This is a genomic window from Pseudomonas tensinigenes, assembly GCF_014268445.2.
GTDB lineage: Bacteria > Pseudomonadota > Gammaproteobacteria > Pseudomonadales > Pseudomonadaceae > Aquipseudomonas > Aquipseudomonas tensinigenes.
Window position 1 is genome coordinate 182,282 of sequence record NZ_CP077089.1, and the last position, 12,216, is coordinate 194,497.

Sequence of the window (12,216 nt, forward strand, 5' to 3'; positions counted from 1 at the left end):
CTGCCCCACCCTTCGGCCCTAGACTTGGCTCACCGAATCGACAACGAAAGGGGTGTAGCGTGGCGAGTCTCTGGCTGTTTTTCCTGGCATTGGCGGTGGTCTATCTGTTGCCCGGCCCGGACATGATCCTGCTGTTGCAAACCGGTGCCCGCCAGGGACGCGGCGCGGCACTGGCCACCGCTGTCGGTCTGGGCATCGCCCGTGGTTGTCACGTGGCCTTGGCGGCGCTGGGGCTGGCGGCGCTGTTCAAAGCGGCGCCGTGGACATTCGAAGTGGTGCGATTGGCGGGGGCGGCGTATCTGTTGTGGATCGGCATTCAATGCCTGCGCAGCAGCCTGCTGCCGAACCTGAATGCTGGCGAGCCTGGCGATTCCCACGGGCAATGGCGCGAAGCCGTCCGACGCGGTTTGCTGACTAATCTGCTCAATCCCAAAGCGTTGTTGTTCTGTTCGGTGCTGCTGCCGCAATTCATCGTCAATGATGGTGCGCCGGTGTTAAGCCAGTTTGCCGTGCTCGGCATGCTGCTGGTCGGCGTCGGCCTGCTGTTCGACAGTGCTTACGCCTTGACCGGCGCCGCGCTGGGTCGTTGGCTGCAACACAGTCCAACGGCCCAACGCGTACAACAATGGCTGTTCGGCAGCCTGTTGATCGGTTTCGCCGTGCGCCTGACGTTCGTCCAGCAGGCTTAGCCTTTGCGGACCTTGCGCTGGCGACGGCTGATCAACAGCAACGCAGCACCCGCGACCAGCACAATCGCGCCGATCTGCACCGGCCATTTGTACGGCCGCAGCGACGAGCGCACAGCATCCGTTACCTGAGTGACATAACGCTTATCGGCGTTTTCGAAATCCGGGTACGGGCACTGATTGCCGAAGTCCACCGCCCACGGTACGAACGGGCCTTCCTTGATGTAGCGCTGATACAGCGCGCTCTGATCTTCCAGGCTGCTGTTCCAGCCAGCAGCGTTGCACAGCACGGCGGCAAACGCCTGACTGGTATGCGGCAGATTGTCAGCGGCGCGCCCGGCCAGCTCGGTGGCGACGAAACGGTAGTGATAGCGCTGATCCGGTTTCGCTTCACTGGCGACCTGACGCTGCACTTCGGCTTCGCTGACCAGCGGGCCGACTTTCAGCTCAGCGCTTTCCAGGCTGTAGTTGCCACCGAACGTGGCGTAGTCCGGCGCCATCTCGTAACCGAGAATATCCATGCCCCATTCACGCGCCGTCCACGCGGCGTTGTACAACGCACTGGCGCGTTTGGTCGGCCACCACGCGGCCTCGGCCTTCAGCCGTTGTTCGCCGTAGAGGCGAGCCTTGTTTTGCAGGTCGGGATTGTCGAAGTAAGCGACCGCGTCGGCGTAATGCCCTTCGCGCAGCAAGCGCCGACCGAGCAGATTGCGCAGGCTGGCGGCAACCGGCAGCGGCGCGTAGTTGTCGCGCTCCTGCTGGGTCAACGCCGGCGGCGCCGGGACGTTGTCATCGACGTATTTTTTCAGCTCATCGACCGTCAGCACGCGCTCGGCCACGCTCGCGGCATCGAACCAATAGACACTGTTGCTGCGATACAACTGCACGAACGCTTGTAGATACTCGCCGCGCTGCAAGGCGAGAATCGCACTTTCGCCCTCGACCCGGCACTTCGGCTGAACGGCTTCATACGCCCAGTCCGGTGTGCGCCGGTAACCCCAGTCTTCGCTCTGCGGGAAGGCCTGCGCGGCTTTCGAATAGGCGGCGGCCGCGGCATTTTTATCGCCGTCACGCACCGCCAGCTTCGCCCGTAGCCACCACGCCAGGCCGCCGTCACCGGCATTTTCGAGGAAGGCTTTGGCCCCGGCGTAATCGCCCTGTTGATAACTCATCGCCGCCAGACGATCAGCATTGTCGAGGCTGCCACGGGTGCTGTTTTGCAGCAGCTTGACCAGTTTCTTCTCGTTCGGCGGCTCATCGCCAAACGACCAGCCCTGGCGGCTGACCAGCGATGCCGTGACCAGTTGCTGCACGGCTTTGTGCTGCAGCAACTCGGCCAGTTCGGCTTCGGGCAACTCCGCCAGTTCATTCATCAATTGCTTGAGCGAGGTGTAACCCACGGCCGAGCCGTGCAGATTCTGCGCTTCATACAATTCGATGGCGCCGTTCCAGTCGCCCGCCGAGCGTAACACCCGCGCCTCTTCACCGAGGCTGGCAACACCCAACTCCAGCGGATCGCTGAAACCGTCGATGCTCAGTTGCCGGGCCTGACGAAACGCATCACGCGATTGCTCCAGCGCCTCGACCGCATCCCCGCCTTCGCTGCTCATGGCAAACCAGGTACGGCCCAGCGAATACGCCGCCCACGTGCTGCGCAACGGACGCTGATCTGCCGGCAGCGCCAGCAGCTTGTTGAAATACTCGACGGCAAGTTGATGATCGCCTGTGGCAAACGCCACCGCACCGGCCACGTACAAGCGGATCTCCGCCGGCAGACTGGCGCCCTGCGCCTCGACCTGATGGGCATCGGTCAGGCCGCGCAGTTGTTTGACCAACGCTTGCTGCTCGGCGCTCAGTCCGGCCTGTTCAGCCTTTTCCCGAGCCTCGGCCGCCGCGTTTTCTTCGCCGTACATATCGTTGGGATTGTGCGTCGCCGCAGTGACATTCTTCAGCCCGGCGATGGTTTTGCCGAGGCGGCTGAGTTCGAAATTGAAGTTGCCCTCAGGCAGATCCGCGAGAGTCTGCCCGCGATTGTCGAGCAGGCGCATCGGGAAATCCGGTCCGCAGGCCAGCGCCGAACCCAGCGGCAGGCAGAGGCTCAGGCAGAGCAGATGGCGGGGCCAGTTACGGGTCAACATGCGAACCTCCTTGATCAATATTTGCGCAACGCGCCCAACCGATGGCGCGTTGTCCGCCCGCCGGCAATCGGCCGTCGCGCAGGCGGGTGAAGGTAAGCAGATCCGGGCTTTGTTGCAACGAGTAACCGGCGAGCGCATCGGCGCCTTCACAATTTTGCGCCTTGAGGGTGATCCGCGCGGGCCAGGCACTGTCGAGGTTGCCGGGGTTGTCGAGTCTGATGTCGTAGAGACCGTCGTGTTCGCTCAACGTCACGCCAAGCCGACTGCTGAGTTGATCCCCCCGGGCCACCGCACGCAGGGTGGTCAGACTCCAGGCGCGGCGGTCATTGGCCAGCGGCAGGCGAAACCAGATCAGACCGGTCAGATGCGCGGGCGGGTCTGCGCGCAGGGTCTTGCCGAGTTGGCTCAACTGCAGCGGATCGGCGAGCAACTCCTGACGCACACCGCCGCGCTCAAGTTGCACTTCGCTTTCCACCACCGGCGCCCCGCCGTCATCGGGCAACAGCGCAACGCCGTAAGCCGGCAGCGCCAGATAGAACGGTTTGTCAGTGATACCTGCCCAAGCCTTGGCCCACTTCAACGCCTGATCAGGATCGAACAGACCGCGACGCGGATCACTGACCGCATGCACTTGCAGCACGCTGCTGTCGACGGTTTGCAGGAGTTCGGGCAATTGCGCACTGTCGAGCCAGGCTGGCAGCGCAGTGATACTCAAGGGCAGATTCGTCGGTAAGGCCGAGCGCAGATGTTTGAGAAATTCAGCGTATGCCGGCAACCGCGCATTGCCCGCGTCGTGATCGATTTCGACGCCGTTCAATGTCAGGCCTTGTGTTTGCCAATCGGCGAGCACCTGCAGAATCTGCGCAGTGACCTGATCCTGATCCAGCGACTTGAGCTGGCCGTCGAGACGAATCACGGCTATCAATGGACGGCCATCGGCTTTCAATAATTGCGCATCGATACGCGCGCGGCTCCAACCGGCATTGGGAAAGGCTTGCAGTGCGAGGACGCGTAACGTCGAGAAATCCTGGCGACTGTCATGCAGCGCCGCCTCGTGGGCCGGCGTCCATTGGCGTTGCCAGATGTAGAGTTGTTGGTCGAGGGGTGGCGCGTCTTGCTGCTTGCAACCCACAAGCAAGATGCCCAAGAACAGACCCACAATAAATCGCATACCTTCCAGCCCCCTGACACCACAAGGCTGCAAGGGTACACAAAACCCCTGTAGGAGCTGTCGAGTAAAACGAGGCTGCGATCTTTTGACCTTGTTTTTCAGGATCAAGATCAAAAGATCGCAGCGTGCCGCAGCTCCTACAGGGGTGCGGCAGGTTTGCGGGCGATGATGACTTGGCTCTTCGCAACCACCGCGTCCAGCGCCTGTTTGATCTGTGCACCGCGCGGCGAGTCCAGCACGGCTTGCCAGGTGTCGGCCCAGTGATTGAGCAGCGGATGATCCGGGTTGCTGAAATCGACCTTGGCTTCCCAGAACAGCAGCATCCACATCGACCAGTAAAAACCGTACTGGCTGTGGCTGATTATCTCCAGCCCGGCCTCGCTGACCAGCGCCTTGAACTGCTCTTCGCTGATGATGCGAATGTGATTGGGCTTCTGGAAATACTCGGCCGCAGCGATGTCTTTCTGCAGGTCTTCGGAGCTTGGGTGCGGCACGCTCAGCAAGTACAAGGCACCCGGTTTGCCGACACGCACCAGTTCGGCGAGGAACTGCGCCGGATCATCGACGTGCTCGATGACTTCGGTGGAGACCACGCGCGTTGCGGTGCCGTCGGCGATCGGCAACGGATTGCAATCGGTGACGTGGCATTCGATGTCCCGTGCCGGCGTATCGCTCAGGCGCTGACGAGTCGCTTCGACCTTGGCGCCGTCGATGTCGGCGATGATGATCTTCGCCCCGCGCATGCCGCAAAAATGCACGTTGCCGCCATCACCGCAGCCGACATCAAGCAGGGTGTCATCGGCAGACACCACAAAGCCTTTGAACAGCTCGTTGGTTTCCTGGTTGAACCAGCCGCTGAGCTTGGCATCGTACAGGCCGAGCATGTACGGATCGACGTTGCTGGCGACCGGTTCCACTGCCTGCGTGGGCGCCGGTGCTGGCGTCGCCGCCGTGAGTTTCTTCAGTAGGCTCAGCATGAGGTGGCTCCGGAGGATGGGACGGTGGATCGGGACGTACCGAGGCGTCGCACGAGCGCGGCACCACGGTCGCGCATGGGCATTTCGACCAAGCGGTAATTGAGTTCGCTGAGCAACACGATCAGGCCGAAAGCGATCAGCAGCGTCAGCACCGGGTGGCCGGCAGGACTGGACAGACCGGCGCTCTGCAGGCGAAAGATCAGCTCACGCACCAATTGATAAGCGGGTATGTGAATCAGGTAGATGCCGTAGGACCGGCTGCCGACCCACCCCAGCAGCCGCTGCATCGCGCCAGCGGGCATCAGGTAATTGCAGTTATACGATGCGATCCACACCAGTATTGCGCTCAGTACAGCGATTGAACCGATGCGGTACCAGGCAAACGTGAAGCGATCGGTGGCCATGAAACTCAACAGCGCGCCGATCAGCATCAACGCCGAAATCCCGACCCATGGCCGATCGAGAAAATTCGGCCGCCAACGCTGATAACTCGGCTGCGCACTCCACATCGCCAGCAACACACCGAGGGCCAGCGCATCCGTACGCACCACCATCAGCAACGGCGTGCGCAGGGTGAAAATCTGCACCGCGACCAGCGCCAGCAATGCCCAGACCAGATGTTTGCGAAAGAGCAGAATCAGCAGCGGGAACAGCAGATAGAACTGCTCCTCCAGTGCCAGGCTCCAGTAGACGAAACTGCTGCCGTACTCGTAGCGAAAGAAGCTGTCGGCAAAACGGAAGTTGGCGTACTGCAACACCCCGGCCAGCGTCGCTTGCAGGTTGGCCGACAACGTACCGAACGCCCCCGAACGATTGAGAAACACGCACGCCAGCAACATCAGCGCCAGCCATAGCCAGGCCGACGGCAATAACCGGAAAACCCGGCGAAGCCAGAAATTGCGCGTCTGCTGCCAGTATTCCTGGCGGGTTGTACAGCCTTGCAGCGCCGGGATCAGGCTTCGGGCAATGACAAACCCGGAGATGGCGAAAAACAGATCGACGCCCCACCACGGCTGCGCCCAGGCATGGATCTTTTCCAGCGACGGCACGACATCGGTGAACAGGCTCCCCTGCAAGTGATGGAACAGCACGCCCAGTACGGCAACTGCGCGCAGCACTTCAATGTCCATGATCCGTTTGCCGCTCATGGTACCTCCCCCACAACCGCTGGCTTGCGGGCGATGATCACCTGGCTCTTGGGCATGAAGCGGTCAAGCGTCTGCTTGATCGCCAGCCCGCCCGGCTGAGCGAGCAGGTCCTGCCAGGTCTTGGCCCAGCTCTCCATCAATGGCATGAAGGGCTCCTGAATCCGGTCACGTACCGCACCGCCCGGGTCACGCCCGGCAGCCCGTTCGCCGGCCCAGAAAAAGATCATGCCCATCACCCAGAAGAATCCGCTGGCCTGACGATGTTCGATCACCAGACCGGCATCTTCTACCAGCGCAGCGAAGCGCTCCGGGGTGAAAATCTGCACATGATTGGGAGACTGATAGTAACTGTCCGGGGCGATGCCTTTTTGCAGGTGTTCGCCCGTCGGTGCCGGCACGCTGAACAGATACTGCGCACCCGGGCGCCCCATGCGCACCAGTTCGGCCATGAACGGTTGGGGCTGATCGATGTGCTCCAGCACTTCCATGCACACCACTTTACTGGCGCAGCCGTCAGCCAGTGGCAGCGGCAGGCTATTGCTGACCAGCCCCAGACTGGCTTTGCCGCTTTGCGCTTCGACTTGCCGTGCGAGCTCGCGCACCTTGGCGTGTTCGCTGTCGGTAAAAATCACCGAAGCGCCCTGACGCACAGCAAACAGTGTCGCCACGCCTTCGCCGCAACCGACATCCAGCAACGTATCGTCAGCGGTGATCGCAAAACCCTTGAGCAACTCGCCGCTGTCATTCAAGAACCAACCGTCGAGCACGGCGTCATGTAAACCGACGTCGCGAGGCGACACCTTGGCCAACGGTGCCGGCAGCGGTTGCGCGGCACGCGCCGGACGCCATCGTGCGAGCAGACGACGGATCATGCGAGCGTGACTTGCGCAGGCAACGTTCCGCGGGCTTGCAGTGGCTGCGCAAAAAAATCGCGCAATCTCTGCTCGGTGCTGGCCTGGCTGCAGAATCGCTGCAGACTGCGAATCGCCTCGGCGGACATCGCGGCGTAACGCTGCTCATCGGTTTTTGCCACGTCATAGCTGGCGCGATACGCCAGACACAGCGAATCCCAGTCGGTGATGTAACGCATCGTGCGATAGGCCGCACGCGGGTCATGAGGCCAGGCGGTGAGCTCTTCGGTGAAGTCGACGATAAATGCATTATCGCTGCTCACATAATCGGCCATTGCGGTGTTCAACGGCGCAATCGCCGGTTTGCCGCAAGACATGAACTCCATCAGCGGCAGGCACTGTCCTTCACCGTAAGAACTGTTGACCACGTAGCTGGTGGCCTGCACCAGGGCTTCGTAATCGGCATCCGCCAGATAGCCATGGATCAGCACGATCCGGCACTGGAACGACTGGTTCTTGTACAAGTGATGCAGCATGTCGCTCAGCGCATCGGCGATGTCATGGTGGGTCAGCTTGAGCACCAGGGTCACATCGCTGATGTCGCGAAACGTGGTGCAGAACGCGCTGACCATATCCTGCCAATTCTTGCGGCCGTCGTAAGGATTGAACACCGAGGTGTAGACCACGCCCTCCAGTTGCAATTGGCAATCCTGCGGCGGTCCTGCGAAGGACATCGGCGTGCCTTCGCGCAATCGTGGTGGGCCATACGGCCGCAAGTCCGTGCGACGACTGTCGATCAGCAATCCACGCAGGTTCAGCGTCACAAGGTCAACTACCGGACGCTTGGCCAATTGCTCGCCGCGAGCGGCAAAGCGATCCCACACCGGAGCCGGGATCGCGCAGATCGGATAGTCCGCCCCCATCACGTCGCGCACCGCGTTCACCGTGAATGTCGAATGCGTAATCGCCCGGCCACACGCCTGCAACACCACACGCCAATCGTGACGGGATTCGCCCTGCCAGCTTTCAGTCGGGATGGTGCTGAATTCCCAGGCGAACACCGGGATGGTCGGGCATGCGTAATGGATGGGCGTGCGATGCGGCGGCGAGAACGACAGGAAGACGCAATCCTCGCCCCGGCTCAAGCAGTCGAAATACAAGCGATCAACCAGCTCGTCAGGGTGGCTGACTTCGATGACCTGACCGAGTCGCTCCAGCACCGGGCGGAATTCCTTGAGCACGAAGTAATAGCTGTACTCGGGGCGTCCGAGGTTCTGCTGGATGTTGCTCTTGTTGGTTTCCGAATGAATGATGATCAGCATGAGGCCGCTCCGGTCTCGACCGCCAGCGAGGTGATCGCGCGATTGGCCTCCAGGCCGAAAAACGCCGCCACTCGCTGCTGCAGCGGCGCGAATCCACAGTACTCACGCATGCGTTCATTGGCGGCAATGGCCATCGCCTGGTAAGCCTGCGGGTGGTTTTTGGCCATGGCGTAGCTGTCCTCATAGGCGGCTTTCAACGAGCCCCAGTCAGGGCGATGGCGCAGGGTGCGGTAGAGGATCCGCACATCTTCCGGCCAGATGGTCGGCTCGCGACTGGACTTGACGATGAAGCCGACACGTTCGTCGATGTAATCGCGCATTGCCGTGTGATCCGGCGCGATCACCGGCCGAGCGCACGACATGAACTCCATCAGCGGCAGGCACAAACCTTCGCAGCGTGACGCGTTGACGTAGAAACTGGCGGCGCCATACAGCCGGGCAAACTCCTCGTCCTCCAGGTAGCCATGCAGGACCACGACACGACAGGCAAAGGGCGATAGCTGCGAGAGCAACGTAATGAGATGAACGTAGTAGCTCGACAGGTCGTTCTGGGTGATTTTCAGCACCAGTGTCGCGTCTTCGACATCACGCATGGCCCAACAGAACGCAGTGATCAGGTGGTGCCAGTTCTTGCGCCCGTCCTCGGGGTTGAACACGCTGACGTATACCACGCCACTGACGTCGATCCGGGGGTTTTCACGGGTGTCCGGTAACAACGCTTGCGGATGCTCAATCAACTCCGGCACCTCACTCTCGGCTGCAGCCGATGGCACTGGCTCGGACAACTCGGGGCGGTTCTCGCGGCTGGCAGCCGGCAGCAAATCACTGACGGCTTCGCGATACCACAGCCGCAGGTTGTGCTTGAGCAAAAACAGCGTTCGATGCTGCGAAGGCGTCGCGACGGCTTTGTAGCCTTCGTACAAATAATGCTTGGTGATGAACGCACGCCGACGCAAGGTCAGTGGCGGTGGCGATTCTGGCGTCGGCTCCGGTACTTCCTCGACAGGGCTCGGCGTCAGCGCTTCCTGTTCATTGAGTATCGGTGCGATCAAGCCATCAGCCGACAGTCCCAGCGCGCGGCTGTCTATGATGCAGCCCTTGATCTGCAACGTGGTGCCGGGGTTTACCGGGACACTCGGGTAGTCTCGACGTACCTGAGCGAAGCGTTCCCACAGCGGTGTGGGCAATACCAGTACGGGGAAATCTTCACCCAGGCTGCGACGTATCGCCTGCGCCGTGTGGGTCGACAACGTAATCACCCGGCCATGGCGCGCCAGTGTCTGGCGCCAGTCCTGGCGCACATCGTTGTCAGCGCATTCGGAGGGGATCGAGTCATATTCCCAGGCAATCACACACACCATCGGGCATTGCAGGCCGATCGGGGTTTTATGTGGCGGCGCAAACGAAAGGAACAGACATTCCTGACCGTCCTGAAGCAACTGCAGATACAGCGGGTCAACTTCAGCGACCGACGCCACAACATGCACTCGGCCGAGGCTTTCCAGCACCGGGCGATACGCCTTGAGCACAAAGTAATAGCTGTATTCGGCACGCCCGAGGCTCTGGCTGATGGAGCGCTCGTTGACGTCCGAGTAAAGAATGAAATTCATGGCATCCCACGATGAAGCAGCCGTCCCGGCAACCTCATGCTATGACGACCGGGCGTTGGATCAAGTCGGCATCGCCGCTGCTTGTCCATCATCCTCAGGCACGTCTTCGTTCTTGTTTTAGTGGTTGGTTTCACCCTGTTGCGCTACACCCACGGCGGACCTGGGGGAATGGCGACGAGGGCCATTCTAAACACATCCTTCAAGGATCCGGGAACCGCCCGACGAGAATAAATCGGACTACGCTGACGAGAACTGACCGGTCACGGTTTGGCCTGTTGAAATTGCTGCGCAATTGGCACAGATTGGTAACAAACAACTACAACAACTGACTTCGCCCGTCTTTCAACCGGTTTTTCCTTCGGTCTGACAGACCTCTCCTTAAAGCCTGTGAGAAAGTGGCGCAAGTTCAAGACCAAGGGGTCGCTGTTTGAAAAAGCGTCTGTTCGTCACGGGTCTCAGTGGATTCGTGGGACAACATATTCAGTCGCGTCTGGCATTGCCTGATTCGTCGTGGGAGCTGCTATCTGCCGGCTCGCCCTACGACCTGACGAAGGCTGACAGCCTCACCGGTCTGTGGCCGCAAATGCCCGACGCGGTGATTCACCTGGCCGGGCAGACCTTCGTCCCGGAAGCCTTCCGTGATCCGGCGCGCACCTTCGACATCAATCTTTTCGGCACCCTCAATCTGCTGCAAGCACTCAACACACGTGGCTTCGCCGGCACCTTCCTCTACGTCAGCTCCGGCGATGTCTACGGTCAAGTCGGCGAAAGCGATCTGCCGATCAGCGAACAACAGCCGCCCTGCCCGCGCAATCCTTACGCGGTGAGCAAACTCTCGGCAGAATTTCTCAGCCTGCAATGGGGCCTGAGTGAGGGCTGGCGAGTGTTGGTGGCGCGTCCGTTCAACCACATCGGCAGCGGCCAGAAAGAAAGCTTTGTCATCGCCAGTGCCGCCCGCCAGATAAGTCGCATCAAACAGGGCCGTCAAGCGCCGCAACTGGAGGTTGGCGACATCGACGTGACGCGAGATTTCCTCGATGTCGGCGATGTGATCTCGGCCTACTTCGCGCTGCTTGAAAAAGGCACACCCGGACAGGTCTACAACATCTGCTCGGGCCGCGAGCAAAGCATCCGCAGCCTGATCGAGCAGCTCGGCGATCTGGCTGAAGTCGAGATGCAACTGGTGCAAGACCCCGCGCGCATGCGCCGCGCCGATCAGCGTCGCGTTTGTGGCAGCCACAACAGGCTGACCCAGACCACAGGATGGACGCCTGAAATCACCACACAACAATCCCTGCGGGCGATCCTGTCCGACTGGGAGACGCGAGTACGACAAGAATGACAAAAAGTGCACTGATCACAGGGATCACCGGCCAGGACGGCGCGTATCTGGCCAAGCTGTTGCTCGACAAGGGCTACAAGGTTCACGGCCTCGTCGCACGGCGCAGCAGCGATTCGCGCTGGCGCCTGCGTGAGATGGGCGTCGAAGCCGACATCGTCTATCTGGACGGTGACATGGCCGACGCCTGCTCGGTACAGCGTGCAGTCATCAAGTCGGCGCCGGACGAGGTCTATAACCTCGCCGCGCAAAGCTTCGTCGCCGCCTCGTGGGATCAACCGGTGACCACCGGTATCGTCGATGGCCTGGGCGTTACTCACTTGCTCGAAGCGATCCGTCAGTTCAGTCCGCACACACGCTTTTATCAGGCCTCGACCAGCGAAATGTTCGGCTTGATCCAGGCTGAGCAGCAGGATGAAAACACCCCGTTCTACCCGCGCAGCCCTTACGGCGTGGCCAAGCTCTACGGTCACTGGATCACTGTCAACTACCGCGAAAGCTTCAACCTGCACGCCAGCAGCGGCATTCTCTTCAACCACGAATCGCCGCTGCGTGGCATCGAGTTCGTGACGCGCAAGGTCACCGATGCCGCCGCACGCATCAAGCAAGGCAAACAGCAGGAGCTGGCCTTGGGCAACATCGATGCGAAACGCGACTGGGGTTTTGCCGGCGACTACGTCGAAGCCATGTGGCTGATGCTGCAACAGGACAAGCCTGACGATTTTGTGGTCGCCACCGGCGTCACCACCACGGTGCGGGAAATGTGCCGCATCGCCTTCGATCACGTCGGCCTCAACTACCGTGACTACGTGAAAATCGACCCGGCATTCTTCCGCCCGGCCGAAGTCGAAGTGCTGCTCGGCAATCCGGCCAAGGCTCAGCGTGTGCTGGGCTGGAAGCCGAAAACTGACCTGGATACCTTGATCCGCATGATGATGGATGCGGACATGAAACGCGTCGCCAAGGAGTAGGCC

Annotated in this window: 10 protein-coding genes; 3 read left to right on the forward strand and 7 right to left on the reverse strand. The window is 60.9% G+C overall.

Going from position 1 to position 12,216, the window contains the following annotated elements; all coding sequences use genetic code 11:
• Positions 1–59 precede the first annotated feature (59 nt).
• Entirely contained in the window at positions 60–689 is a 630-nt protein-coding gene (locus tag HU718_RS00825) for a LysE family translocator (RefSeq protein WP_186613221.1), read from the forward strand.
• Here HU718_RS00825 and HU718_RS00830 read toward each other — a convergent pair.
• From HU718_RS00830 to HU718_RS00860, 7 genes are all read right to left on the reverse strand, one after another.
• Entirely contained in the window at positions 686–2,824 is a 2,139-nt protein-coding gene (locus HU718_RS00830) for a hypothetical protein (RefSeq protein WP_186613219.1), read from the reverse strand. The genes HU718_RS00825 and HU718_RS00830 overlap by 4 nt on opposite strands.
• Entirely contained in the window at positions 2,811–3,995 is a 1,185-nt protein-coding gene (locus HU718_RS00835; RefSeq protein ID WP_186613217.1) for a DUF3142 domain-containing protein, read from the reverse strand. The genes HU718_RS00830 and HU718_RS00835 overlap by 14 nt, the downstream gene beginning before the upstream one ends.
• Before the next feature lie 137 nt (positions 3,996–4,132).
• A complete protein-coding gene (locus HU718_RS00840) occupies positions 4,133–4,972 on the reverse strand; it encodes a class I SAM-dependent methyltransferase (protein ID WP_186613215.1) in 840 nt (279 codons plus the stop codon).
• A complete protein-coding gene (locus HU718_RS00845; protein WP_186613213.1) occupies positions 4,966–6,120 on the reverse strand; it encodes an acyltransferase family protein in 1,155 nt (384 codons plus the stop codon). The genes HU718_RS00840 and HU718_RS00845 overlap by 7 nt, the downstream gene beginning before the upstream one ends.
• The gene (locus tag HU718_RS00850; protein WP_186613211.1) at positions 6,117–6,992 is read right to left on the reverse strand and encodes a class I SAM-dependent methyltransferase; all 876 of its coding nucleotides are present in this window, start codon (positions 6,990–6,992) and stop codon (positions 6,117–6,119) included. Before HU718_RS00850 ends, HU718_RS00845 begins: the two co-directional genes overlap by 4 nt.
• Positions 6,989–8,293, reverse strand: coding sequence for a glycosyltransferase (locus HU718_RS00855; protein ID WP_095119710.1), 1,305 nt, complete (start codon positions 8,291–8,293; stop codon positions 6,989–6,991). Before HU718_RS00855 ends, HU718_RS00850 begins: the two co-directional genes overlap by 4 nt.
• Positions 8,287–9,903 (reverse strand): glycosyltransferase, encoded by a 1,617-nt coding sequence (locus HU718_RS00860; RefSeq protein ID WP_186613209.1) that lies wholly within the window; start codon positions 9,901–9,903, stop codon positions 8,287–8,289. The genes HU718_RS00855 and HU718_RS00860 overlap by 7 nt, the downstream gene beginning before the upstream one ends.
• 427 nt (positions 9,904–10,330) lie before the next feature.
• Between HU718_RS00860 and HU718_RS00865 the strand changes: the two genes are divergently transcribed.
• Both HU718_RS00865 and gmd read left to right on the forward strand, forming a co-directional pair.
• Positions 10,331–11,245 (forward strand): GDP-mannose 4,6-dehydratase, encoded by a 915-nt coding sequence (locus tag HU718_RS00865; RefSeq protein WP_186613207.1) that lies wholly within the window; start codon positions 10,331–10,333, stop codon positions 11,243–11,245.
• Positions 11,242–12,213, forward strand: coding sequence for a GDP-mannose 4,6-dehydratase (gene gmd / locus HU718_RS00870; RefSeq protein ID WP_011336673.1), 972 nt, complete (start codon positions 11,242–11,244; stop codon positions 12,211–12,213). The genes HU718_RS00865 and gmd overlap by 4 nt, the downstream gene beginning before the upstream one ends.
• The last annotated feature ends 3 nt before the right edge of the window (positions 12,214–12,216 follow it).

Coding starts and splice junctions, on each gene's coding strand:
- HU718_RS00835 (WP_186613217.1), bottom strand. CDS start 3,995: ATGCGATTTATTGTGGGTCTGTTCTTGGGCATCTTGCTTGTGGGTTGC.
- HU718_RS00845 (WP_186613213.1), bottom strand. CDS start 6,120: ATGAGCGGCAAACGGATCATGGACATTGAAGTGCTGCGCGCAGTTGCC.
- HU718_RS00840 (WP_186613215.1), bottom strand. CDS start 4,972: ATGCTGAGCCTACTGAAGAAACTCACGGCGGCGACGCCAGCACCGGCG.
- HU718_RS00860 (WP_186613209.1), bottom strand. CDS start 9,903: ATGAATTTCATTCTTTACTCGGACGTCAACGAGCGCTCCATCAGCCAG.
- gmd (WP_011336673.1), top strand. CDS start 11,242: ATGACAAAAAGTGCACTGATCACAGGGATCACCGGCCAGGACGGCGCG.
- HU718_RS00855 (WP_095119710.1), bottom strand. CDS start 8,293: ATGCTGATCATCATTCATTCGGAAACCAACAAGAGCAACATCCAGCAG.
- HU718_RS00830 (WP_186613219.1), bottom strand. CDS start 2,824: ATGTTGACCCGTAACTGGCCCCGCCATCTGCTCTGCCTGAGCCTCTGC.
- HU718_RS00850 (WP_186613211.1), bottom strand. CDS start 6,992: ATGATCCGTCGTCTGCTCGCACGATGGCGTCCGGCGCGTGCCGCGCAA.